General features: G+C 31.1%; 30 protein-coding genes. All 30 read right to left on the bottom strand.

Going from position 1 to position 26,300, the window contains the following annotated elements; all coding sequences use genetic code 11:
- Window positions 1–3: 3 nt before the first annotated feature.
- Window positions 4–366 (bottom strand): hypothetical protein, encoded by a 363-nt coding sequence (locus tag E0K96_RS00680; RefSeq protein WP_087304189.1) that lies wholly within the window; start codon window positions 364–366, stop codon window positions 4–6.
- The gene (locus E0K96_RS12295) at window positions 359–823 is read right to left on the bottom strand and encodes a competence type IV pilus minor pilin ComGF (protein ID WP_087304190.1); all 465 of its coding nucleotides are present in this window, start codon (window positions 821–823) and stop codon (window positions 359–361) included. Before E0K96_RS12295 ends, E0K96_RS00680 begins: the two co-directional genes overlap by 8 nt.
- Before the next feature lie 153 nt (window positions 824–976).
- Window positions 977–1,408: a competence type IV pilus minor pilin ComGD gene (comGD, locus tag E0K96_RS00670; protein WP_087244040.1), complete on the bottom strand. Its 432-nt coding sequence runs from the start codon at window positions 1,406–1,408 to the stop codon at window positions 977–979.
- Window positions 1,362–1,667, bottom strand: a complete 306-nt coding sequence (comGC, locus tag E0K96_RS00665; RefSeq protein WP_087244041.1) for a competence type IV pilus major pilin ComGC — start codon at window positions 1,665–1,667, stop codon at window positions 1,362–1,364. Before comGC ends, comGD begins: the two co-directional genes overlap by 47 nt.
- Window positions 1,668–1,684: 17 nt before the next feature.
- Window positions 1,685–2,683, bottom strand: a complete 999-nt coding sequence (locus E0K96_RS00660; protein ID WP_168080409.1) for a type II secretion system F family protein — start codon at window positions 2,681–2,683, stop codon at window positions 1,685–1,687.
- The gene (locus tag E0K96_RS00655; RefSeq protein ID WP_168080407.1) at window positions 2,676–3,662 is read right to left on the bottom strand and encodes an ATPase, T2SS/T4P/T4SS family; all 987 of its coding nucleotides are present in this window, start codon (window positions 3,660–3,662) and stop codon (window positions 2,676–2,678) included. Before E0K96_RS00655 ends, E0K96_RS00660 begins: the two co-directional genes overlap by 8 nt.
- Window positions 3,663–3,737: 75 nt before the next feature.
- The gene (locus E0K96_RS00650; protein WP_168080405.1) at window positions 3,738–4,352 is read right to left on the bottom strand and encodes an MBL fold metallo-hydrolase; all 615 of its coding nucleotides are present in this window, start codon (window positions 4,350–4,352) and stop codon (window positions 3,738–3,740) included.
- 43 nt (window positions 4,353–4,395) lie between these two features.
- Window positions 4,396–4,545 carry a 50S ribosomal protein L33 gene (gene rpmG, locus E0K96_RS00645; RefSeq protein ID WP_066443283.1) on the bottom strand — a complete coding sequence of 50 codons (150 nt, stop codon included), beginning with the start codon at window positions 4,543–4,545 and terminating at the stop codon, window positions 4,396–4,398.
- Between the two features lie 75 nt (window positions 4,546–4,620).
- Window positions 4,621–6,684 (bottom strand): peptidoglycan D,D-transpeptidase FtsI family protein, encoded by a 2,064-nt coding sequence (locus E0K96_RS00640; protein WP_168080403.1) that lies wholly within the window; start codon window positions 6,682–6,684, stop codon window positions 4,621–4,623.
- 87 nt (window positions 6,685–6,771) lie between these two features.
- On the bottom strand, window positions 6,772–8,580 hold the full coding sequence (lepA, locus tag E0K96_RS00635) for a translation elongation factor 4 (protein WP_168080401.1): 1,809 nt from the start codon (window positions 8,578–8,580) through the stop codon (window positions 6,772–6,774).
- Between the two features lie 75 nt (window positions 8,581–8,655).
- Window positions 8,656–8,988 carry a single-stranded DNA-binding protein gene (locus E0K96_RS00630; protein WP_087244047.1) on the bottom strand — a complete coding sequence of 111 codons (333 nt, stop codon included), beginning with the start codon at window positions 8,986–8,988 and terminating at the stop codon, window positions 8,656–8,658.
- Window positions 8,989–9,195: 207 nt separating this feature from the next.
- Complete coding sequence (gene acpS / locus E0K96_RS00625; protein WP_168080399.1) at window positions 9,196–9,525, bottom strand: holo-ACP synthase; 330 nt, start codon at window positions 9,523–9,525, stop codon at window positions 9,196–9,198.
- A complete protein-coding gene (locus E0K96_RS00620) occupies window positions 9,525–10,124 on the bottom strand; it encodes a hypothetical protein (RefSeq protein ID WP_129737316.1) in 600 nt (199 codons plus the stop codon). Before E0K96_RS00620 ends, acpS begins: the two co-directional genes overlap by 1 nt.
- A gap of 41 nt (window positions 10,125–10,165) precedes the next feature.
- Window positions 10,166–10,486: a thioredoxin family protein gene (locus E0K96_RS00615; protein ID WP_168080397.1), complete on the bottom strand. Its 321-nt coding sequence runs from the start codon at window positions 10,484–10,486 to the stop codon at window positions 10,166–10,168.
- Entirely contained in the window at window positions 10,479–11,141 is a 663-nt protein-coding gene (trmB, locus tag E0K96_RS00610) for a tRNA (guanosine(46)-N7)-methyltransferase TrmB (RefSeq protein WP_168080395.1), read from the bottom strand. Before trmB ends, E0K96_RS00615 begins: the two co-directional genes overlap by 8 nt.
- A 19-nt stretch (window positions 11,142–11,160) precedes the next feature.
- A complete protein-coding gene (locus E0K96_RS00605) occupies window positions 11,161–11,883 on the bottom strand; it encodes a pseudouridine synthase (RefSeq protein WP_087296595.1) in 723 nt (240 codons plus the stop codon).
- Window positions 11,880–12,347 carry a hypothetical protein gene (locus tag E0K96_RS00600; RefSeq protein ID WP_168080393.1) on the bottom strand — a complete coding sequence of 156 codons (468 nt, stop codon included), beginning with the start codon at window positions 12,345–12,347 and terminating at the stop codon, window positions 11,880–11,882. The genes E0K96_RS00605 and E0K96_RS00600 overlap by 4 nt, the downstream gene beginning before the upstream one ends.
- Window positions 12,348–12,476: 129 nt before the next feature.
- Entirely contained in the window at window positions 12,477–12,632 is a 156-nt protein-coding gene (locus E0K96_RS00595; protein ID WP_087244054.1) for a DUF1540 domain-containing protein, read from the bottom strand.
- 35 nt (window positions 12,633–12,667) lie between these two features.
- Window positions 12,668–12,838: a sporulation protein Cse60 gene (locus E0K96_RS00590; protein ID WP_087244055.1), complete on the bottom strand. Its 171-nt coding sequence runs from the start codon at window positions 12,836–12,838 to the stop codon at window positions 12,668–12,670.
- A gap of 39 nt (window positions 12,839–12,877) precedes the next feature.
- The gene (locus E0K96_RS00585) at window positions 12,878–13,756 is read right to left on the bottom strand and encodes an aldose 1-epimerase family protein (RefSeq protein ID WP_168080391.1); all 879 of its coding nucleotides are present in this window, start codon (window positions 13,754–13,756) and stop codon (window positions 12,878–12,880) included.
- A 13-nt stretch (window positions 13,757–13,769) separates the two neighbouring features.
- Window positions 13,770–14,900 (bottom strand): N-acetylglucosamine-6-phosphate deacetylase, encoded by a 1,131-nt coding sequence (nagA, locus tag E0K96_RS00580; protein WP_087304203.1) that lies wholly within the window; start codon window positions 14,898–14,900, stop codon window positions 13,770–13,772.
- Window positions 14,901–14,970: 70 nt separating this feature from the next.
- The gene (gene rbfA, locus E0K96_RS00575) at window positions 14,971–15,324 is read right to left on the bottom strand and encodes a 30S ribosome-binding factor RbfA (protein ID WP_087244058.1); all 354 of its coding nucleotides are present in this window, start codon (window positions 15,322–15,324) and stop codon (window positions 14,971–14,973) included.
- A 13-nt stretch (window positions 15,325–15,337) separates the two neighbouring features.
- Window positions 15,338–17,188 carry a translation initiation factor IF-2 gene (gene infB, locus E0K96_RS00570; protein ID WP_087296599.1) on the bottom strand — a complete coding sequence of 617 codons (1,851 nt, stop codon included), beginning with the start codon at window positions 17,186–17,188 and terminating at the stop codon, window positions 15,338–15,340.
- Between the two features lie 13 nt (window positions 17,189–17,201).
- A complete protein-coding gene (locus tag E0K96_RS00565; RefSeq protein WP_087244060.1) occupies window positions 17,202–17,495 on the bottom strand; it encodes a L7Ae/L30e/S12e/Gadd45 family ribosomal protein in 294 nt (97 codons plus the stop codon).
- Entirely contained in the window at window positions 17,485–17,739 is a 255-nt protein-coding gene (gene rnpM, locus E0K96_RS00560) for an RNase P modulator RnpM (RefSeq protein WP_168080389.1), read from the bottom strand. The genes E0K96_RS00565 and rnpM overlap by 11 nt, the downstream gene beginning before the upstream one ends.
- A gap of 12 nt (window positions 17,740–17,751) precedes the next feature.
- Complete coding sequence (nusA, locus tag E0K96_RS00555; RefSeq protein ID WP_168080387.1) at window positions 17,752–19,113, bottom strand: transcription termination factor NusA; 1,362 nt, start codon at window positions 19,111–19,113, stop codon at window positions 17,752–17,754.
- A 15-nt stretch (window positions 19,114–19,128) separates the two neighbouring features.
- The gene (locus E0K96_RS00550; protein WP_168080385.1) at window positions 19,129–19,590 is read right to left on the bottom strand and encodes a ribosome maturation factor RimP; all 462 of its coding nucleotides are present in this window, start codon (window positions 19,588–19,590) and stop codon (window positions 19,129–19,131) included.
- A 112-nt stretch (window positions 19,591–19,702) separates the two neighbouring features.
- Complete coding sequence (locus E0K96_RS00545; protein ID WP_168080383.1) at window positions 19,703–24,025, bottom strand: PolC-type DNA polymerase III; 4,323 nt, start codon at window positions 24,023–24,025, stop codon at window positions 19,703–19,705.
- Between the two features lie 40 nt (window positions 24,026–24,065).
- A complete protein-coding gene (gene rseP, locus E0K96_RS00540) occupies window positions 24,066–25,148 on the bottom strand; it encodes an RIP metalloprotease RseP (RefSeq protein ID WP_168080381.1) in 1,083 nt (360 codons plus the stop codon).
- Entirely contained in the window at window positions 25,149–26,300 is a 1,152-nt protein-coding gene (locus E0K96_RS00535) for a 1-deoxy-D-xylulose-5-phosphate reductoisomerase (protein WP_168080379.1), read from the bottom strand. It abuts the gene before it with no gap.

The raw sequence follows: 26,300 nt of genomic DNA, 5'->3' as shown, positions 1-26,300 counted from the left end.
CTCCTATACATATTCAAATTTTAAAATGGCTCCTGTATCCACTTCTACCCACACTAAAAAAGAATACTGCATCTGTTTTGTTTGAACAAATGTTGTGACTTCATAATAATTCCCTAAATCATCTACGGTTGATATCACTTCATTACCATTAAAACTGTAATCATCACTTAGTAAAATATCATTTTGAACAGTATCGCTATAATATTTTACCAAGAAAATTTCTAAATTTTTTTGTTTCAATAACAAAGAAATAGAATGGAGCTGGCTGGCAGATTGAAGAATATAAAAACTCGTTATAGATAATGCTAATGTTAAAAGCATAAAAACAATTAATACGATTTGAAGAATAGATCCCCTTCTATTCATTAGTAACGATTTCATCTTGTCCTTCCTCTTTTTCAGAAGTAAACGCATATGTCAATAGAAAAGAGTAACGTTGACGATCTCTTGTTAAATGGATATATATCAAATCATTTTCAATAGAAAAAGAAACATCATCAACATGAAATAATAATATTTCAAATCCTGGCGTTTTTACTAATCTATTGTTATCAAGAATAAGCGAGTTCTCTTCTCCATCAAAATCTAAATAGCGAAATACCTCTCCAACTTCTATGTACGATGTTCCAATGGTATATTGACTGCATTGTTTGGCTGCAATATAAATATCTTCATTATTTGCAGTATGATGAGTATAAGCGTATTGTATAAGATTAAATAAACTGGTTAGAGTGAAAATAATTATCAGTGTTATTGAAAGAGATAATAATACTTCAATTAAAGTAAAACCATCTCGATGATACTGACGTAATCTTGTGAATATGTAAAATCACCTTCTTCTTTTAACAATAATTGATAATCTTGATGTATCTTTATTTCCTTTTTGTATAATATTGAAAATAAACTTATAAAGAGAATGAAAATTGAAATAAAAATTTCAAAAGCAAACAAGCTTTCAATTAAAGTAGTTCCTTTTCTATTGAACATAAAAACTACCACTTCCAATCTGATAAACAAGTGTATAAACTTGACTCCCACAATAATAGGTGAGTGTCTTTGCTCCTTGAATGTTTCCATTTTCATTAAATGTCAGCTGATGTGATTCAAATGAATCATTTGAATCAAGAGTAAAAGTTTGTGAGGATTCTTCCCATTCGTATTGAATAAAATCAGATGCAAAAGTCACTGTCACTTGCGTTTTTAGATTCATAGCTGTCAATTTCGCCTGATATAAAAAACGTGTTATTTCTTCAATCTTTGTATGATCGTTTTTGACTGGTAAATGTATGCGCCACGACAAACAAAATAACATACACATAATCATGAGAACAAATAATGTTTCAATCATAGTGAATCCTGATTTATCGTACATAGGCTTGCCCATTTTTGATAGATATTTTCTTTCCATTTGGACAGACACCTTGCTTTTCTGTTAAATATGGATCAGAGCCACTTGTTAAATCAGAGATCTTGGTTGGTAATTTACCATTTTCAATTTCATATAACAAAATTTGTGAATTGACAACCTCAATTTGAGCTTCACACCCTTTATTTTTAACAACAGTATTTTTAGATGTTACATTAGGAATAACAAGAAGTAGAATAACTAAAATAACACTAATACAGAAGATCATTTCAATTAAAGTAAACCCTTTTTTATTAAACATATTTACTTTCCTTTCTATTATATATTTGATATGGAATTCATCATAGGAATAATAATGGCTATATAAATTGTAATGACAAACAAAGCCACAAAGCCATAAATCATAGGAATCAGATATTTTAAAAAACGTTCTATACAATAATCTAAATATTCATATGTAATCTGAATATAAAAAGATAATGAATGTCTTTGTTGTGGATTTTTCATATACATCTGAAAAAAAGACATAAATAAATCATCAAAATATTCAAAGTCTTCCAATATTTCTTCTAAGTTCTCACCTCCATACAATCGATTATTTATCTCATACAAAATAATTTTTAAATCACTATCCGTCATCTGTTCATTTAAAATGCTTATAACACTGGTACTGTCAATATCTTCACTTAATAATTCATGAAAGTATAATGCAAATTTGAGTGAAAAATATTTTTGTAAAATCAGCTTAAATATCGGCCATTTAAGATACATTTCAATAATTCTATATAATTTATGCTTTAACGCATAAATCAGCCTTAAAACAAGATATAACGCTATAAAAACAGTACCAATAATAAAACTTGGTATAAAATAAAAAAAGCCAAATAAAATCTCTATAAGAAATGATTTTTCGATTTGGAAAGAACTAAAAAGTTGATTGACATTCGGTAACAGCATAAACACAACAAATAGTGAAAAAAGAAATAAAAAAGTCACCAATATAGAAGGGTATGCTAACTTTGATTTTAGTTTATTTTGATATTCTTCTTTCATTATGCATATATCTAGGCTTTTTTTAATTGCTTCTGATAAACAATTTTTATTTTGAAAAAAGCGAAAATATTCGCAGAACAAATGTGGTAAAGAAGAATTCAATAAAATGTTTTCTATTGATTCACCGTGATTTAACTGCTCCAACATTTCATCAATAACATGGTAATGAATCATTTGCTGACATAAACGTAAAGCTTCTTCAATACTATAACCTGCTTCCAATAAACCATACAGATTTTTTAATAACAAATAATCTTTATTCATAGACAAATTCCTCTTCAAATAATTCAGATGGAAATCCCATTTCAATGAATTGATGAGCTGCTTTATGAAAAGAAAGATAAGAAAACTCCTGATGATTTAGATATTTGTCTATATCCTCTTTTTTCATGAGTTCAGATATGACAAATGCCTTTTTATTTGCCACGTCATATTTCATACGCTGTGAAATAATGCCTACAACAACATCAAGTATATCGGTTTTGTGAATACCCAAATTCATAAAGCGTTTAATAGAAAGTGGTGCATTACTAGCATGGATAGTTGTTAAAACAAGATGTCCAGTTAAAGCACAAGTCAAAGCAATTCTTGCTGTTTCTTCATCTCTAATTTCACCAATCATAATAACATCTGGATCATGTCTAAGGATTTGTCTAAGCGTATCATAATATGTAATACCAATCTGTTCATTCAATTCAATCTGTAAACAACCATCCAAATGGATTTCAATAGGATCTTCTATTGTAATGATGTTTTTTTGAGAGTCATTAAGAATTTGTTTTAAAACAGTATATAAAGTTGTTGATTTTCCCGAACCTGTAGCTCCACTTATAAAAAAGAGTCCATGACTTTGTTTCGATAGCCAATAAAGATAATCTTGTATTTCTTTTTGATATGTAAGTTCTTGAATCGAACGTAATTCATGATTGTTTAAAATTCTTATGACAATACTTTCAAATTCTAATGACGGTAAATAAGAAACTCTTAAGAAATATTTTTTCTGATTCATTTTTAAAGAAATATTTCCAGTTTGTGGCATCAAACGATAATTTGTATGAATCAATGATTTATATTTAATAAAATTCATTAATTTATACCCTTTTTCATTTTCTAAAATATCATACAGTTTTAACTCACCAAAAATACGAAATTGAATTCTCAAATCTTTTTTTAATAACATATGAATATCCGTAGCTTTTTGATTCAATGCACGATAAATCATTTTTTCAAATAGTTCATCCATAATAACCCTCCTATTATATATATACGCATTATTTTTTCATTTTTCTTTTTTTCAACAAAAAAAGATCATAAATTTTTATGATCTTAAAAATGGATTATGCTTTTGTTCATAATTTAATGAGCTTTCTTCTCCATGCCCAGGGAGTAAACGTGCATCAAACTGTAAAGATTTAATTTTTTCTAAACTTTCTTTAGTAGTAAGATGAGATGATGTGGGGAAATCATAACGACCAATCGAACCAGCAAACAGAACATCACCACTAAATAAAGCATTTTCTTGAGGAACATAAATCATACTGCTTCCATAACAATGTCCTTCTAACAATAGCCACTGAACTGTCATCCCTATAATATTCATTGTAGAAGTTGCTTCCAAAAGAGGAGCTTTTAAAGTAAACGATTCTCCCATCATTGCAGATAGATTATATTGAGGATTTATTATGATTTCAAATGATTCTTTTTGTGCATATACTGGACATTGAAATCTTTCATATAAATAATCAACAGCGCCAATATGATCAAAATGTCCATGTGTCAATAATATAGCTTTTAATTCTAACTCTTTTTCTTCTAAAAATTTAGCAACTTTTTGTCCTTGAGCACCTGGATCAATAATAAAACATTCATGATTATCATTATATATAACATAACAATTTGTTTGCATTGTTCCTAATATTAATTTTTTTATCATTATCTTCGTTCCTTTCAAAATAAAGAAAAAAAGCCAAAAAGGCTTATTTTTTTTCTTTATGAGTTGTTTTTTTATTACATCTAGGACAGTATTTTTTGACTTCCATTCTTTCTGGATGATTTCTTTTATTTTTTGTATTAATGTAGTTTTCTTCACCACATTCAGTACATTTTAAAATGATGTTTTCTCTCATTTTTACACCTCCATCACGACTTTGCCATACTATAATAGCATAAACAATTCAAAATTACCATAAATTTTTCACTTTTTATCCATATTTTTCAAAATACTTTTCAAATGCATATTTCGATAGAGTCGTACATGTCCCTCCACCAGCATCAGGTAATCCTTCTGCGATACAAGCAACAGCTATTTCTGGATTATCATAAGGGGCATATCCAATAAAAGCACGATTGGCCCAGACATCACTAGTTCCTTCTCTATATAACTGTGCTGTCCCTGTTTTTCCTGCTGCTTCATAATCTCCATTGACACCACTCGCTAGTCCTGACACACAACCCATTCTAAATCCAGTATGAATTGTATCAAAAGCCAATTTATAACTTGAGACATCATCGAGTACTTTTACCTGATGTTGTAAAAGTGATATCTTTGCACCATCGTCATCTTCTGTAAAAGATTCCATAAAAAGATGTGGTTGGATTCTTTTACCACCATTGGCAATTGAGGAAACATATTGTGCCATTTGAATTGGTGTATAAGTATCATATTGTCCAATTGCAAAGTCAAGAAAGTTACCAGCTTGTCGTTGTGTAACACGACCACGATATCCCAAAGCTTCACTAGGCAGATCAACACCCGTTTTCACACCTAACCCAAGTTCTCCAACATCTAATCGCATTTGATCAAAAGCTGAGTCTTTAATATATAATGGTTGATTATATTCATAAGTTCCTCCACCTAATAAGGTTGCAACATAAAACATATAAATATTCGAAGATTGTGACAAAGCTTCTGCAGCATTTAAACGTCCTAATCCCCCTGTATCCCATGAAAACTTGGTCGGTGTACCAGCTATTTTAAAACCACTACTTGTATCATCAAATTCCGTGTATTGATTAATCACACCATGTTTAATACCTGCATATATTGTTCCACCTTTAAATGCCGAACCTATTTCAAATGCGTTTTGAACAGCGCCACCAGCCAATTCATAAATATCTCCCTTTTCATCTCTTTGATAACCACACATTGCATAAATGGCTCCTGTATTAGGATCAATCATAACAAGATAAATGTTGTTAGCATATCTATATATTGAACTCGTATGTGCCTTCATTTGTTTTTCGATTTCATCAGTAATCGCCGATTGTAAATCCCAATCAATAGTCAAACGAATATTATCACCTTTTGTCCCGCTTGATACAGTTTCTACAACAGGATTCCCATCACTATCATAAGCCAAGGAATAAGTTGCTGGAGTTCCAGCCAAAATATTTTCATATTGCATTTCTAAACCACTTATTCCCACACGTGAATCATTGTTATAATCCTGAGCTAATAATATATCTCTTGTACTTGCAGGCAATCCTGCTTTTTTTGTTGTAACTCTTCCCAAAACCGATCTAAATTCTGTGCCATATGTATTTTCTCTTGACCAGTCATTTGTTACTTTAACACCACGTAAAATATCAGAATTCTCACCAATGAGACTTGCTTCTTTAACTGTTAAACCTTCTAATAAAACAACTGATCCACTTGTACAGTTTTGAATTTTTGAATAAATCATATAATACTTAATATCATCATCAGATAAATTGTCTTTTAACATCTGACTTGTAATACGATTTAATTGTAATTGATAAATTTCATCACTTGAATATGTCGATCTTTCTTCCTTAGTGATTAAATCATTAATTAAATTATCTTTAGTATCCTCACATTTTAAAATCAAATAATCTTTTTTATCTCTCTCTGTTACACTTTTAATATCAACATTCACATTTTTGACTAAAAAATTTGCAATGATTTTGATATCATCTTGCGTAATATTTTGTACGGCATAATAAGTCGCACAATTGATATTTTTATTGTAAGAAAGTCTTTTATAATTTCGATCATAAATATTACCACGGAATGTATCAGCAGTAAAAAGACTGGTATTATATTGTTCAAGTTTTGTTGAGTAATATTCCTGTTGAGAAATTTGAGTAATAAACAAACGTATCAACAAGACAACACCAACAGCACCAATAACTCCCATTAAAATTTTAAATCTTCTTGAGATGACATTATCGGTTTGATTTTTAATTTGGGTTTCAATTTCTTTTTGCCCTTCAAATCGAATGGGATTTTTTTTGAATAAATTCAATTTTAATGCACCTCCTCGACTTATTATATTATATACAATCTAGAAAGTAAATCAACCCATAAGAAAAAGAGAATTTCACAAATTCTCTTAATCATCATCAACAGAAAGAATAGCCATAAAAGCTTCTTGAGGAATCTCTACACTTCCTACTGCTTTCATTCGTTTTTTACCCTCTTTTTGTTTTTCTAAAAGTTTTTTCTTACGTGAAATATCCCCACCATAACATTTTGCTAAAACGTTTTTACGCATAGCTTTGATATTTGTTCTTGCAATAACTTTACCCTGTATTGCAGCTTGAATAGGAACTTCAAACATTTGTTTTGGGATAATCTCTTTTAATTTCTCACAAATAATACGACCTCGGTTATAAGCAAAATCTTTATGAACAATTGTTGATAAAGCATCTACAACATCACCATTCAATAAAATATCCATACGTGTTAATCGACTTTCTTTATAACCATCTAATTCATAATCAAAAGAAGCGTATCCTTTTGTACATGATTTTAATTTATCAAAAAAGTCATAGACAATCTCACTTAATGGAATCAGGTAAACAACATTTCTTCTCAAGTCATCAATATATTCAATATCCTGATATTCACCACGTTTAGATTGACATAGTTCCATAATTGGACCTACATATTCATTAGGTGTCATAATTGAAGCCTTAACAAATGGTTCTTCAATATGATCGATTCTTTGTGGTCCAGGCAATGCAGCAGGATTGTCAATTTCAATCATAGAACCATCTGTTAAATAACAATGATAAATAACGGATGGCGCCGTAGCTATTAATTCAAGATCAAATTCTCTTTCAAGACGTTCTTCAATAACATCCATATGCAAAAGGCCTAAAAATCCACAACGGAATCCAAACCCTAAAGCCTGTGACGTTTCTGGTTCAAAAACAAGTGATGAATCACTTAATTTCATTTTTTCTAATGCTTCTCTTAAATCTTTATACTTTGCATTATCAACAGGATACAAACCACAGTAAACCATAGGATTTAATTGACGATATCCTGGTAACTGAACATTTGAAGGTTGTTCTAAAGTTGTAATTGTATCACCGACATGAACGTCACTAATGGATTTAATCGAAGCAGCAATCCATCCAACTTCCCCTGTTACAAGTTCTTCTTTTTTAACCTCTTTTGGTGTTCTGACCCCTACTTCCAACACTTCATAAACAGCTCCAGTAGCCATAAAACGAATATGATCTCCAACTTTTATTTTTCCTTCTTTGACACAAACAAAAACAATAACACCTCGATAACTGTCATAATAAGAATCAAAAATCAAAGCCTGTGTAGGATGAGAAATATCACCACGTGGTGCAGGAACGTTCATCACAATATCTTCCAAAACATCTTCGATATTTAATCCAGTTTTGGCTGAAATCAAAGGTGCTTCATCAGCTGGTAAACCTATAATATCTTCAATTTCATGAATAACACGCTGTGGGTCTGCACTTGGTAAATCAATTTTATTAATAACTGGTAAAATCTCTAAATCATTATCTAATGCTAAAAAGACATTAGCTAATGTCTGCGCTTCAACACCTTGAGCAGCATCAACAACCAATACAGCTCCCTCGCATGCAGCTAAAGAGCGTGAAACTTCATATGTAAAGTCTACATGACCGGGTGTATCTATTAAATGCAAAAGATATGTTTCGCCATTTTTGGCTTTATAAGTCAATTGAACAGCATTTAATTTAATAGTAATACCTCTTTCTCTTTCCAAGTCCATACTATCAAGTAACTGTTCCTTCATATCACGATCACTCACTGCCCCAGTAAGTTGTAAAATTCTATCAGCAAGAGTCGATTTTCCATGATCAATATGGGCAATAATAGAAAAATTTCTAATATGTGACTGATCAATACTCATCTTTATCTCCCCTTTCTATTCTTATCTATTTTACACAATTCTATCTTAAAAGAAAACAAAAAAATAGTCAAATGACTATTTTTTCATAAAATACTTATCCAAAAATTCAACATGTTCAACTTTGACTTCCATGATCGTTGTAGATAAATGATCAGGAGATTCAAATGTTTTAGACTGAAGCCTTCCTTTAATTCCTAAAAAACTTCCTGCTTCGCAACAATCCATAACTTCTTGAGCTATGCCTTTCCAAAGAACACAACTAATATAATCATGATCTCTAATCCCTAAATTATTACGATAAGGTCTTTCTACATCTAAGATTAAAGTTGCTAATTTAACACCAGTCGGTGTTTCTTTGAATTTTGGATTTTCAGCAAGTCTCCCTATTAAAATAATTTCATTAAACATTTTTATATTTTACCTCCTCATCTATGAGTATATAGGAAAATACAAAAAGTACCAAAAATGGTCATTTTTATCCTTTTTATAACTTTTCTTTATATTTTGGAAGCTCAAAAAGCATAAAAATGATAAAAAAAGGAGAAATCATACAAAAATATGAACCAATTTATTAAAATGAGTCATGCCTATAAAAGAAAAAAGTAAAGAAAATCTTTACTTTTCAAGCAAAACAAATGCAATTGCATATTTATTTTCATGTGAAATAGAAATATGAGCATGAGAATCATGTAAATAAGGCGCACCACTTTCATCATTTAAAATTTCAATATCATGAAAAGCCATTGCTCCAATACCGACATGACAAGCTTTCATATAAGCTTCTTTACCAGCAAAACGTCCTCCTAAAAATTCTAATTGTCTTTTAGGAGAATTCATTTTTGTAAATATCTGATACTCTTTTGGCGATAAAATATGTCTAACAAAATTGAGATTATGAATATCTAGACGTTCAAGATCAATAATATCAACACCTATTCCCTTCATTAATCTTTAAACTTTTTTTCATAAAGACTCATCAATTCATCTAAACTCATAGAATCATCAATTTCATCAATGAAAGAATCCTCATCTTTGTTTTGGAAATCTAGCTTAAATTCACCAGTTCTCTCTTCAATAATTTTTAATTGATCTTGTTCTTCTTCAACAATATTTGCTATATTTCTTAAATTCTGTTCAACACTTGGTTCTTCCACTTCAACCTTTTTTGGTTTTTTTGTCTTTTCTTCTTCCACATTTTCAAAAGGACCGTAAAACGGACTAATAATTGGAATTAATTCATCTGATTCCTTTTTGACTTTCTTAACCTTAGGTTTTGCCACCTTTTTAACTTCTGGTTTTTTTGTCTCTTTTAAACCTGTCATTGGAGATATAATCTCACTCATACGATAAGTAGATTCTGCAGGCGCACTTTTTTTAACCTCTTTTTTCTTTGGCTCTTCTTTTTTGATATTTTTCTTTGTTTCAACCTCATCATTATAAATAAGAGGAGTACTAAATTTTTCTTTACGTCTTTGTTCTAAAACGGGATCAACTTTTTCAAATAATTCTTCTTCCTCTTCTTTTTTAAAAAACTTTTTAAACATTTTGCTTTCCTCCTTACAACATTATTTCTATTTCTCATTTTCTAATCAATCTGATCAATAAACTCCTGAATCTGCTGTTGTGTTTTTCTTAATTTATTGACATATCTTCCAACTTCTTTACCATCACGATAAGCGACAAAAGATGGAATCCCCATAATCTCTAAATCAATACACAAATCAACCATTTCATCACGATCTATATAATAGAAAGTCCACTCTGGATTTTGTACTACTAAATCATCAATAAATGTTTTTAAAAAATGACAATCCGGACACCATGTTGTTGAAAATACTAACATAGCATTTCCTTTAATTGCATTTTCAAATGCTTGTAAATCACTAATTTTTATTAAATTATCCATTTTTATTAACTCCTTTAAATGTTGTTTTAACTTGATATATTGGACCAAATGGAGAAAACTTTCTCTCATATTCTGTCTGAATATTATCCTCATATCCTTCACTATGATGCAAGTCTAAGCATACATCTTCAAAATGTAATCCATAGTTTTGAAATGACACCAAAGAATATTCAAACAATGAACGGTTATCTGTTTTTAAAATCAATTCACCATTATCAATAAGAATATTTTGATATACATCTAAAAATGCAGGTGATGTTAAACGTCTTTTTGTATGTCTTTTCTTAGGCCAAGGATCACTAAAATTTAAATATATACGATTCACTTCATGTTTACCAAAAACTTCTGTTAAAAGAATGGCATCTTCTTTTAATAATTTTAAATTTGATGGTATTTTTTCTAATTGATCTATTTTTTTAATAGCACCTACCATAACACTTGGAAATTTTTCAATTCCAATATAGTTGATATTTGGATAACGTAAAGCATTTTCAATAATAAAATCACCCTTACCCATTCCAATTTCAATATATATAGGATTTGAATTTCCAAATAACTCATTCCATTTTCCACGATATTGTTTACCATCTAAAATCACAATATCATCATGTGCAGCTAAAATATCATTAGCTTTAGGATTGTTTCTTAAACGCATATAAGCCTCCTATATTTTTTTATTGTAACACAGTTTCACTCTTTAATCTATCTAATTCTTCATCAGTTAGAGGACGATAAGCTCCTAATTCAAGATTTTCATCTAAGTTTAGATTTTTCATACGTATTCTCTTTAAATAAAGAACTTCTTTACCAACAGCATGAAACATTTTCTTAACCTGATGGAATTTTCCTTCATAGATTTCTACTTCAATCTCACTATGATTTTGTGTTGTTGATAAAATTTTTAAATGTGCACTTTGACATTGATATTCATTATCAATAACAACACCAGATAAAAAGGTTTGAACATCATCATCTGTTACAACACCTTGAATTTTCGCATAATACACTTTAGGACAATGTTTTTTAGGTGATAACAGCTGATGTGCAAGAACACCATCATTTGTAATCAATAATAAGCCTTCAGTATCAACATCTAATCTCCCAACAGGAAATAAATCTTGGCGATAATTTTCTTCAATTAAATCAATAACAGTTGGATAAACATTATCTTCAGTGGCACTCACATAGCCAGCAGGTTTATTTAACATATAATAAACATATTCCTGATAATGAATACGTTCATCATCAACATAGACCTTATCTCCTACAGGATCAACATGATGTTTATCTTTTTTAATAACTTCACCATTGACTTTCACATAACCATTTTTAATTAATTGTTTTACTTCTTTACGTGTTCCAAAACCACAATGGGCTAATAATTTATCTAATCTCATGATTGTACCTCAATATATTTTTCTGCTTTTTGTGTTTTTTCTTTATCCAAATAATAACAAACATATATTTTTACATCTTGTATCTTTTCAGTTTCTCCAGAAAGCTGAACTCCTTTATAAAAATGTTGACTTTTATCAATATAATCAACTTTCATGTGGCTGATAGAGTCATCAACAATTCCTAAAACCGGACACATCTTTTGATCATCTTCATGAGCATATGCCATAGCCTCAATATAATACATATCAATCTGTGGCTGATCGATAATAACATCATAACGATAACTATCTTCTAAATCATAAAAAACAACTTGAACATGAAATGGATAATCTGTATCAAATTCCTGATGTGATATTAACTGTTCTTTAATTTGATAATATTCCTGAAATTGTTCATCAGAAGATGATGATTGACATGCCACACAGAACAAAGAAATCAATAAACATAATAATATTTTTTTCATATCATCACCGCTTCTATTATAACAAATTTATAATCAGATAGCTATATGAAATCATCATGCTCATAATGAAAAAAGGTATCATTATGACTAGCATAACAATACCCTATTTTCAATGTAACATTGAAAAATTTATTTTCCACGACATTCAAATGTATCACAAGCAGTTTCTGCATTTTTCTTTGCTTCAACGCAGTGACAATTACCGACATGAATACAGTTTGCTTCACAACATCCATCACAATAATATTTACAACTATCTACGCTACATTTAACATCCTTAGCCATAGTTTCACCTCCATATATTATTATGGCTTGATGGACTATGAATATACAATCAAACAACTAAAACTGTATTCAAGATTTCCATGACATGATGTTAAAGCAACCTGATATTGCATATCCTGAATTTGTGGATTTTCTTTTTGAATAAATTCATTAAGTGCATCTTCTAAATCCAATTCATGTGTTTTTTCTATGATTTTAATTTTCATATGTCTATTATAACATCATGACCATATTCAATTTGTCAACTATTGACGTATTTCAATAGCAAATTCGCAACTGAATTCTTGTTGTGGTTCTAATGAAATGATACCTTCTTTATCTTTAAATTCGCCATCAAAGTCGATATAATCTCCATGTCCATTCCATGGTTCTAAAGCTAATAATCCACCTACATGTTTACTTGCCCAGATACCAAGATGTGGATAATTTTTCATATGGAAATAAATAGCTTTTTGATGATTAATTGATTTTAATGCAACATAGCTTGATTGAAAATCTTTAAATACAATAGCATCATTATCCAATAATGCCTGTCTTACAAAGAAACGTTTTTCATGATCAAAAAATGGTTTTGTTGTACGTGACATGGCACGATGAGCAACATCAATGACTTTCTGATCAAGAGTTTCTTCTTTTTCAAATTCAACATAGTAATCATTACTTGATTCATTTTCCATAAACGGACATGCAAATGCTGGATGTCCACCAATCTGGAAATAAATTGTTTTTTGATCAGTATTTTTGACAACACATTGGCATTCCAATGTATTCCCTTTTAAAGTATAAATGACTTTCAAATTAAATAAATATGGATATTGTTTTAAAATATCTTCATTTGGAGTTAATTCAAACTCAACGCAAGTATCAGATAATTGATGTGTCATATATTCATTATGTCTAGAAAAACCATGTTGTGTCATATGATATGTTTGTCCATCTATACGACATTCATCATTATGCAAAGCACCTACAATTGGGAAAAGTATTGGTGCACTACTTGCCCATAATGATGGATCTCTACGCCACATATAGTTTATTTGATCATGCTGTCCTATAATTTTAATAATTTCAGCACCTTTTGCATTTAATTCAACTTCTAATTCGCTATTTTTTAAAATCACCATATTCTATACCTACCTATTTCAATTGTCCCTTAATCATTGTTTGTTGGATTTGAATGTTGTCATCAAAGAAAATAATATCTGCATAATTTCCCACTTTAATTTCTCCTAATAATGGTTCATTTAAACTCTGAGCAGGATTATAACTTGCTAAATTGACAGCTTCATTTAATGTTAATCCAAGGTGCTCATAAGCATTTTTAACAGCCACATTCATTGAAACAATACTTCCTGCTAATGTTCCATCAATCAATCTTGCTTCTCCGTCTTTTACATAAACATCTTGATTTCCTAAAAGATATTTTCCATTTTCCAAGCCTGCTGCTTCAAGAGAATCTGTAATTAAAATCAATTTATCTTTACCTTTAGTACGTAATAATGCTTTAGCAGCTGCATAATTGACATGTACGCCATCTAAAATCAATTCTGCATAAACACTATCATTGATCATAACAGCTCCAACAACACCTGGTGCTCTATGTGTTAATGGTGTCATAGCATTATAAGTATGTGTTCCTGAAGTTGCCCCCGCATCAATAGCCGCTTGAGCTTGTTCATAAGTTGCATTTGTATGTCCTAAAGAAACAACTGTATTCTTATCTTTTAAATAAGATATGAGTTCTAATGAATGTTCTAATTCAGGAGCGATAGAAATTTTTCTGATGATATCCTGATGATCTTGAACAAAAGATAAATAATTATCAACTGTTGGCAAAATCATACATTCTTCTGGTTGTGCCCCTTTATATTTTTTATTAAAGAAAGGTCCCTCTAAGTGTGTACCTAAAACTTGAGCCCCTTCAACTTTATCCTTATTGACAGCAATATTTTCAATAGCTTTAGCAATATCATCAACAGGCATAGTCATTGTTGTTGGTAAAAATGATGTTACTCCTGTTTTTAAAGTTGCTTTAGAGATTGTGTTTAAATCATCAAATGTAGCATACATCGTATCACTACCACCACGACCATGCGTATGTACATCAATGAAACCTGGGCTTACATAAGCACCTTTTGCATCAATAATATCTTCATCTTCTGGTTGGCGATCACTAATTTCTGTAATCTTATCATCTTCAATAAATACATTTTTGTTTACAATTTCATCATGTAAAATGATTTTCCCGTTTATAATACATTTTTTCATTTTTATGTCCTCCTTCTATTATTATATGCTTATTAACCTTAATCTTCAAACAATATATAAAAAAAGATTTCTAATCATTAGAAATCTTTTTTTGTTGATTTAATTCTTCAATAATACTTTCAATTTTATTACCATATTCAATTGATGTATCTATAACAAACTGTAGCTCTGGACATTTACGAACTGTTAAACGTTTTGCTAAAAGAGTACGAATAAATCCTTTAGAGTGTTGTAAAGCTTCCATTCTTTTTTGAGGATTTTTATTTAAAAAAGAAACATAAACTTTAGCAATTGATAAATCATTTGTTACTTCTACACCAGTAATCGTACAAAAACCTATGGCTGGATCTTTAACTTCCATTTGAATAATATCAGATAATTCTCTTTGAATAATATTATTTAATTTTTCTTTTTTTAATACCATAAAAGATCAGCTCCTATTTTCTTTCGACTTCTTCCATGATGAATCCTTCAATGATATCTCCTTCTTTAATATCATTGTAGTTTTCAATTGTCATACCACATTCATACCCAGCCGATACTTCTTTTGCATCGTCTTTAAATCGTTTTAAAGATGCTAATTTTCCTTCATAAATAACAACACCATCACGGATTAAACGAATACCACAATCTCTACGTATATATCCATCTGTTACATATGAACCAGCAATATTTCCAATTTTAGAAACCTTGATAACTTGTCTAATTTCAGCTTGACCAGTTACAACTTCTTCTAATTCAGGAGCAAGCATACCACGCATAGCCGCTTCAATTTCTTCAACCATTTTATAAATAATATTATGAAGTCTGATTTCTACTCCTTCTTCCTCTGCTTTACGTCTTACGTTAGCATCAGGACGAACATTAAATCCATAAATAATAGCTTTAGAAGCACTAGCCAATAAAACATCAGATTCACTGATTGCACCAACAGTCGAACGAATAACATTGACACGTACACCATCAATATCAATCTTTTCTAATGAACCCTTAACAGCCTCAGCTGTACCATTGACATCAGCTTTGACAATAATATTTAAATGAGCAACCTGCCCTTCTTTAATTTGGTTGAACAAATCATCTAAGCTCATTGCTGAGCTAACACCACGATCTTGTTCCTGTTTAGCCTTTTGTCTTTCTTCTCCAACATGACGAGCCATCTTTTCAGTTTCAAATGCCATAAACTTATCACCAGCTACAGGCACATCATTCAATCCTGTAATTTCTACTGGAGTTGAAGGACCAGCTTCTTTTAATTCTTTTCCATGATCACCAAGCATCTGACGAACACGTCCATAGGCAGTTCCTACAACAATTGGATCTCCAGCTCTTAATGTTCCATTTTGTACAAGTAAAGTTGCAACAGGTCCTCTTCCTTTATCCAAACGACCTTCAACAACACTACCATAAGCATAACGTTTTGGATTTGCTTTTAAATCAGCAAGTTCTGCAACAACTGTCAATGTTTCTAATAATTCCTGAATTCCAATTCCTTTTTTTGCAGAAATATTACAGTAAACTGTATCTCCACCCCATTCTTCAGGCATTAAACCTAATTCACTCATTTCACCTTTGATACGTTCAGGATCAGCACCTTCTTTATCAATTTTATTAATAGCGACAACAATAGGTACACCAGCAGCTAAGGCATGGTCAACTGCTTCTTTTGTTTGTGGCATAACGCCATCATCAGCAGCAACAACAATAATAACAATGTCTGTTAATTGCGCTCCACGGGCACGCATTGCAGTAAATGCTTCATGTCCAGGCGTATCCAAGAACGTGATTTTCTTTCCATTCACTTCAACCTGATAAGCACCAATATGTTGAGTAATACCACCAAATTCGCCTTCTGCCACTCTTGATTTTCTAATATAATCAAGTAAAGTTGTCTTACCATGATCAACATGTCCCATAATTGTAACAACTGGTGGACGACCAACTAAATCAGCTTCATCATCAATGATTTCAATATCTTCAAAGTTAATTTCACTGACAATAACCTTTTTCTTTACTTCATAACCATACTCAAGACAAATTAACTCAACTTGTTCATCATTTAATGATGAATTGATTGTTACCATTGTTCCAAGCATGAATAAAACTTTAATAACATTAGCCGGTGTCTGTCCAATCATCTCAGCTAATTCACCAACAGTAATACCATCTTCATATTCAATAATTCCATCTCCCAATTTCTTTTCTTCCTTTTTTTGTGGAATATTAGAAATGAGTTTCTTTTTATGATGGTTTCCCTTTTTCTTTGTTGATGTATTCTTTTTTGCCATAATATCAACCTCCTCATTTTGATTTGATTTTATTTGCAAAACCTTTATCCAATATACCTAACGCAACACGATTGTTTTTCCCAATGGCTTGAGAAAGTTCTTCACTTTGTCCCATAACACAATAATCAATATGATAATAGGTACATTTATCAATATATTTCTTTTTGGTATTATCACTTGCATCTTCTGCAATGATAACAAAATCAACCTTTTTTTGTCGAATTGACTTTAATAACACATCTCCTGTAGCAATTTTTCTAGCACGCATTGCTAATCCCAACAATGAAATCGTACTTTTATCCAACATATTTTTTTAATTCTTCAAAAATCTCATCAGGTATATCTACTTCAAGAGATTTCTTTAAAACTCCTTTTTTTTGAGCTAGTTCAATTGCTTCAAGGCTTCTTTTTAAATAAGCACCTCTTCCATTCATCTTTCCTGTTGGATCAACAAATACTTCACCTTCTTTATTTCTCACCACACGAATCAATTCTTTTTTAGGCAATTGTTCTTGTGTTGCTACACACTTTCTTAAAGGTATCTTTCGCACTCAAAATCACCCCTATTTTTCATCATAATATTTGTCAAATTCATCATAATCAATGTCTTCATCATATTTTGGATCATAATCATAATCATCATACTCATCGTAGTCATCATAATCATCAAATTCTTCTGATTCCTCTGATTCATCATGATCTTCTTGATACATATCACTATCTTCTTCTATTATATCATTTTCTTCGAAATTTTCTTGTAATTCTTCATCTGTTTCAGATAATTTATCTTCAAATGATTCTTCAATAACAGGTTCGTCTTCTTTTATCATTTCTGCTTCAAATGATTTTTCAAATTCAGCATCTTCACCATATATAATACCCTCATTTGCAGCTTCACTAACTGACTTGATATCTATTTTCCATCCAGTTAATCGTACTGCTAAACGTGCATTTTGACCTCTTTTTCCAATAGCAAGTGATAACTGATTATCAGGAACTATAACTAAAGCACTGTGTTTTTCTTCATCAATATCGACATGTACAACATCTGATGGTGATAAGGCGTGTGAAATGTACACAACTGGATCTTCACTCCATTCAACAATATCAATCATTTCACCATTTAATTCATTTACAACATTGCGTACACGGCTTCCTTTTGGACCAACACATGCTCCAATAGGATCAATATTTTCATGGCTTGTATAAACTGCAATCTTGCTACGATCTCCAGCTTCACGAGATACAGATTTGATTTCAACAGTTCCATCATAAATTTCAGGAACTTCCATTTCAAATAATCTTTTTACTAATCCAGGTTCTGTTCTTGAAACACCAATATGAGTTCCTTTTGTATTACGTTCAACATCACTCACATAAACTTTAATACGTTGCCCTTCATATATCTTTTCACCTGGAATCTGTTGATTTAATGGTAACAAAGCACCTGTTCTACCAATATTAATAATCGCAAAACGTTCTTCCACGCGATCAACAGTTCCATTAATAATATCATCTTTTTTATCAATATATTCGTTATATAATGTTTCTTTTTCAGCTTCACGAATTTTTTGTTTCAATAACTGTTTTGTCTGAATAGCTGCTAAACGTCCAAAAACTTCTGGATCAACTTCAGTGACAACATCATCACCTATTTGATACTTAGGATTAATCATTTGAGCTTCTTCTAAAGACAGTTCATAATCTTCATCATTGACATCATCAACAACATGTTTAATCTCATATAAACGAATCTTTCCATTGACTTCATTAATTTCAACACGAATAATTGACTCAGGACCACCATAGTTCTTTTTATATGATTTTTCTAATGCTTCTTTTAAAGCATCAAGCACAATTTCTTTTTTGATACCTTTTTCACTTTCTAATAAATCAAGTGCCTGAATAAATTTTTTACTAGCCATTTTACATTATCCTCCTTAAAATTTAACAGCTAACCTTATAAAAGCAATATCATTGTAATCAATATTGCATTTTTTCCTAATGTTTTTAACCATATACTGTAACTCAATTTGAGTACCTTCAACATTCAGTATTGTCCCATAAACCTCATTCATGCCTTGAGTTGGATTCTTAAACTGGATATATACATACTCTCCAATAGATTGTTGAACTTTTTCAAGTGTTTTTAATGGTTTTTCAGCTCCAGGTGAAGATACTTCTAAATAATACTCATCTTCAATCAAATCTTCCTGATCTAACATTTCACTAATAGCTTCACTCACTGCAACACATGTATCCATATCAAGATGACCATTATTTTTTTCAATAAAAATTCTTAAATACCATTCATTTTTTTCTTTGACATATTCAATGTCATCTAAATAAACATCATGATCATTTAATATAGGTTGAATAAGTTGTTTGATTTTTTCTAGCATATAATCCTCCGTTTACAAATATAAACGAGAGGGTTTCCCCTCTCGTAAATCACTGATTACTTTTATAATATAACATAATCAATTACAAAAAACAATGCTTTCATCACTATTTTTATGAGAAATCAAATAATGATAATTGATTCTCTTCAGACATATTTTCAAATGCCCCCAGTTTTGTTAGAAAATCAATTTGATTATTTGTTAATTTTGTACGTTTCATGACATCTTCTTTTGATAAGAATCTATTTTTCTGTCGTGCTTCAACAACACTATCACCAACGGATGTTCCTAAACCATCAATAGAAACAAATGGTGGTAATAATGCCGAGTCATCATCTGGATCTATAATAAAGTTCTGCGAATCAGATTTTTCCAAAGAAATATTACTAAAATGCATTCCTCTCTCAAACATTTCTAAGGCTATTTCAAAAACAGAAATCAAAGCTTCTTCTTTATTTGAAATTTTGACTCCGTTTTGCTTATCATTTAAAATGCTCTGATATTTCGCATAGACAGCTTCCTTTCCTTGAATCATCGTTTCAATATCATAGGCATCACAACGTGTCGTGAAATAGACAGCATAATATTCTCTAGGATAATATAATTTCCACCAAGCAACACGTACGGCACTTAAAACATACGCAGCAGCATGAGCTTTAGGGAACATGTATTTGATTTTTTTACATGATTCAATATACCATGTTGGTACATCATGCTGACGCATCAGTTCTTCATATTTTTTCTCTGGAAAAACAACTGGTGATTTTCCTTTACGAACGCATTCCATAATATCAAAAGCATCTTTATTAGGTAGACCTTTTTCAATCAAATAAACCATAATATCATCACGACACCCAATAACTTCTTTTAGCGTACATGTTCCTGAACTGATCAGTGTTTCAGCGTTTCCAAGATAAACATCTGTTCCATGCGATAACCCTGATAAAATAACCAAATCACTAAATGAAGTTGGATGTGTCTGTTCAAGCATACCACGTACAAACTTAGTACCAAACTCAGGCAATCCAAGTGCTCCCGTTTTACAGTTTAAATAACTCAAATCAATGCCTAATGCTTCTGTCGAATTAAATAAACTCATGACTTTTGGATCATTGGTTGGAATATCCTTAGGATTGACGCCAGTTAAATCTTGCAGCATTCTAATAACGGTTGGATCAACATGTCCTAAAATATCAAATTTTAAAACATTATCATGAATGGCATGGAAGTCAAAGTGCGTTGTTTTCCATTCCGCAGATAAATCATCAGCAGGATATTGATATGGTGTAAAATCAAAGACATCCATATTTTCAGGAATAACAATGATTCCTCCTGGATGCTGACCAGTTGTACGTTTTACACCCGTACATCCTTTAGCAATTCTTTCTAGTTCAGCCTGACGCATAGTATTTTCTTTTCCCATTAACTCTGCATAACCTTTTGCATAACCATAAGCTGTTTTTTCAGCTACAGTTGAGATTGTACCTGCACGATAGACATGACTTTCACCAAAAATTTCTTTTGTATAAGCATGAGCCGTTGGCTGATAATCCCCTGAGAAGTTCAAATCAATATCTGGTACTTTATCAGCATTAAATCCCAAGAATGTTTCAAATGGAATGTTATGTCCATCACCTTTTAAAGTATGTCCACATTTTGGGCATTTTTTATCAGGAAGATCATAACCATTAGCAATATACCCTTCCGGTAAAAACTCATTATATTGACAATGTGGGCAATAATAATGCGGAGGTAAAGGATTAACTTCTGAAATATTAGCCATTGTCGCAACAAATGACGACCCTACTGATCCTCGACTTCCTACAAGATAGCCTGCTTCATTAGATTTTTTAACAAGCTTATGTGCAATATAATAGATAACTCCAAACCCATGTTTAATGATATTATCTAATTCCTTTGTTAAACGCTTTTCAACAATATCAGGTAGGACTTCTCCATATTGTTTATGCGCATTATCAAAACATAATTGACGTAAATTTTCATCTGCATTATCAATATGAGGTGTAAACAACTTATCATGAACAACATGGAAAGAACCATCAATCATATCTGCAATTTTATTTGTATTTTCAATAACAAATTCATACTTTTCATCTTCACTTAAATAAGAAAGACTATCCATCATTTCCTGAGTTGTACGCAAATACTCATCAGGTGTCCAAGCTGTAGGATTATTACGATCTGTCAATGGATGCAAAGCTCCACCTAATCCGATCTTAGGATTGCATGTAAAAACATCTCGGAAAATTTTATCTTTTTGATCTAAATAATGAACATCACCAGTCGCAACAATCAATTTTCCCATTTCTTTTGCAGTATCTACAATACGACGCAAAATACGAGCGAGATCTTCCATCGTATCAACACGACCTCTTTCAACAAAATATTGGCATATATCTAATGGAAGAATTTCAATATAATCATAAAAAGACATCGCTTTTTTTAATTCTTCAAGACTTCTTGTCATTGCAAGCTCAAAAATTTCTGAGTTATAGCACCCACTACCAAATAATAAACCTTCACGATAAAACTCTAAACGTTCTCGTGGAATACGTGATGTTTTTTCAAAATAAGTTGTATTCGCTTCAGAAACAAGTTTAAACATATTTTTTAAACCTGTTTTATCTTTAGCAAGAACACACATGTGTTTAGGACGAACAATCTTATATGCCTGTGGACATTCCATTTTATTCATATCCAATACATTATAATAACCTTGTTGCATCAAATCATGTAACATCATATTAAAAACACCAGCTAAAACTTCAGCATCATAATCAGCACGATGGGCATCATCACCATCATAAGGAATACGATAATGTCTGGCAACATTACCTAAACGATATCCTTTCAAATCTGGTAAAAGTTTCCACGCTAAAGTTAATGAATCAATAGCTGGATTCTTTAATTTCTGATATCCATATCGTGTTAAGATTTCATTTAAAAATCCAACATCAAAAGTTGCATTATGAGCCACAATAACATCATCACCAAAGAAGTCTAAAATTTTCGGTATAAATTCTTCAATTGAAGGTGCATTTTTAACATCTTCATTTGTAATATGTGTTAAATTGGTAATCTTCTGTGAGATACGTTTATGAGGTTTAATAAGGCTTTGAATACGATCAATTTCCTGTCCATTTTTTATTTTAACCGCACCAAATTCAGTAATATCATCATCCATAATAGATAATCCAGTTGTTTCAAGGTCAAAAGATACAAATGTTAAATCTTTTAATGTTTTGTCTGTTTCATTATAAACAACTGTAAATTCAGGATCAATCATATACATTTCGACCCCATAAATCATTTTGATCTTATGTTTCTGACTTGCTGTTTGTGCCTCAGGAAATGATTGAACATTTCCATGATCAGTAACAGCTATAGCCTGATGTCCCCAATAAGCAGCTCTTTCGATATACTCAGAAATACTGCCAATTCCATCCATTGATGACATCTTTGAATGCACATGTAATTCAACACGTTTTTTTTCAGACTGATCTTGACGTATTTTAGGTGAAGGAATGACTTCTACTTCTCGAGCCACAATAACAGTATCTTTCATATACGTATCATATTCGACATTTCCTTTTACACGTACCCAAACATTACCTTTTTTAACTTTATTCATCTCTTCAACACTGTTGCCACCTTTATTTTCAAAACGTTTAACAACAATACTGTTGGTATAATCAGTCACATATAATGATTGAATTGTTTTTCCTGATTTGACTTTCTTAGATTCTTCTTTAAAAACATAGCCTTGAATCATCACTTCTTTGACCGTGTCATCAATTTCATCAATTGTTAATGAAAAATAATCTTTTTTATATCCTTGATACTTTGGTTTATTTTCTTTTTTTGGAACTTGACTAACCTGATCAAATGTTTTCATATCAACTTGAACTTCATTTAAAGCATCCATTTCCTCTTGGATGGATTGATATGTTTGATTATTTTGGTCAATAAAAGCATGAAAACCAATTTGCATTCCAAATTTATTAAAATACTTATCAAAAATTTTATATAATTTCTCTAACTGATTGAGTTGAATATCATTAATAACTTCAATTTCAAGAGTATTATTTTCAAAAGATAATAAATCTTCTTTAATAAAATCAATTTGTGGAAAACGATGTTTTAATCCATCAAAAATAAATAGAGCATATTCTTTAACGTCTTGAGGAGTATATGAAGATGCCCAATCAAAAAGAAATTCACATGGATAAGGAAATTCTTTTTTTGCTGCGAATAATAATCTGATTTCTGTTAATGGCACAATATGTGATGCACCAATATAAAATGTATAAGAGTTATCTTTATGTACAATCACATGCTCAATATAAGCATGTTTCAAAGCAGAAACTTCGTTTTCAAGATGAAGCTGCTGTAATAATATAAGCATTTTATCCATCCAATAAACCTCCTATAGCAAAAAGGGATAAAAATCCCTTTTATTGAAATATTCTTAAAACATCTTGATATGTGACAAAAATCATTAATAACATAACCAGTCCTAATCCACAAAGCTGCAAAGCAATCTTGATTTTTTCAGGCAATTCTCTTCCAATAACCTTTTCAATTAATGCAAAAATAACCTGACATCCATCCAAACCAGGAATTGGCAATAAGTTAAAGATACCTACATTGACTGAAAGCAAAGCCAATAAATTTAAAATGTAAGTAATCTGCCCAGTTTGTGTGACCTGCGAAGTGACCTGATAAATCCCAACAGGCCCAGAAAGCTGTGTAACTGTTTCACTAAAACGAGTAATCAATTGACCAAGAGCCACAAAAATCGCAACACTCATTTCACCAATAGAAATAAACGTATATTGAATCGCTTCAGCTATATTCATAGAACGTGTTGCCTGATAAATTCCTAATTTATAAACTTGTGATGACTGATCATATTTTAAAGTTGCCTGTAAATTTTTTGTCTGCCCATCACGATCCACTTTAATTTGAACATGGATTGTAGATGCGGTTGTCTGAAGATCTTTTTGAGTCAGTTGAATATCTCCAAGATTTGATACTAAAATAACTTGTCCTGTTTCATTAATCGTTAATTCTTGAATAATATCTCCAGTTTCTAATCCTGCCTGTTGAGCAGGAGAATTTTCTATAATTTGACCAACTTGAGCTGTTTGAACAGGTAACTGACCACTCAATGCATTAACAGCAAATGTGACAACAACTGCCAGTACAAAATTCATAAAGACTCCAGCTAAAAAGATAATCACTTTCTGATATGTTTTAATTCCTTTTAAAGTTCTTTCAAGGGGAATATCCTTGAATTCTTCTTCATCACTCTGTTCTTCACCAGCCATAGAAACAAAGCCCCCAAAAGGCAAAGCACGAATTTCATATTCCGTTTCCTTACCTTTTTTAGACCATAATTTAGGACCAAATCCTATTGAAAAGTGTGAACAATAGACACCAAAAATTTTAGCAGCAATGAAATGTCCAAATTCATGAATAATAATGATTGAACCTAATATCAATAAAAATACTATGATAGTAATGATTGTCTGCATCTATATTTCTCCTACTCTTTCTTTTACAAAATTTCTTGCCCATTGATCAATTTCAATGAGTTGTTCTAAAGTTGGATGATCAATCCAATGATGCGCACGCATAGCTTCTTCAACATATTTTTCAATATCTAAAAATTCAATTTTTTTCTTTAAAAATAAAGTATTTGCCTGTTCATTTGCACCATTTAAAACACATGGCATTGAACCTCCTCTACGCCCTGCTTCATATGCCAAAGCTAATGCATGAAAACGATGAAAATCAGGTTTTTCAAAATGCAAAGTTCCCACTTCACTTAATGATAAACGCTTACCACCCATTAATGGGAAACGATGCGGATAAGTTAAAGCATATTGAATAGGTAAACGCATGTCCGGTGTTCCAAGCTGTGCAATAACAGCAGTATCCTTAAATTCAACCATAGAATGTATAATACTTTCTGGATGAATAAGAACTTCTATATCATCATAATCAACATCAAAAAGCCATTTGGCTTCCATGACCTCAAGACCTTTATTAAATAAAGTCGCACTATCAATGGTAATCTTTGCACCCATAGACCAGTTTGGATGCTTAAGTGCATCTTCAACACTGACATGTGAAAGTTCAGATCTTGTTTTATCACGAAAACTTCCACCACTTGCTGTTAAAATAATTTTATTAATCTCTCCATGATATTCCCCATTGATACATTGAAAAATAGCAGAGTGTTCACTATCTACAGGTAATAACTGTACCTCATATTCTTTTATCAGAGGAATAATCAAATGACCAGCAACAACAAGTGTTTCTTTATTAGCCAAAGCAATATCTTTATGAGCTTTAATAGCATTCATTGTAGGAAGCAAGCCAGCAAAACCAACAATTGCATTTAAAACAATATCAACTTCATTCAAAGTCGCAATACTTACCAAACCTTCCTGACCACAATAAAAATGAACATCTTTGTATTTTCTTTGAAGATAAAGCATATCTTCTTCATTTTGAACACAAATATGCTTAGCATGAATAACTGTCATTGTCTGTTCTAATAAATCAATATTTCGACCAGCACTCATGGCTACAATTTCAAACTCATCACGATGATGTTTCACAACATCAACAGTTTGTTGACCAATTGAACCGGTTACTCCTAAAACACAAATTTTCTTCAT

This window comes from Massilimicrobiota sp. SW1139 (genome assembly GCF_012027715.1).
GTDB classification, from domain to species: domain Bacteria; phylum Bacillota_I; class Bacilli_A; order Erysipelotrichales; family Coprobacillaceae; genus Allocoprobacillus; species Allocoprobacillus merdigallinarum.
The sequence above is the reverse complement of the archived record's forward strand: the minus strand, read 5'-3'. Positions and strand labels throughout refer to the sequence as shown.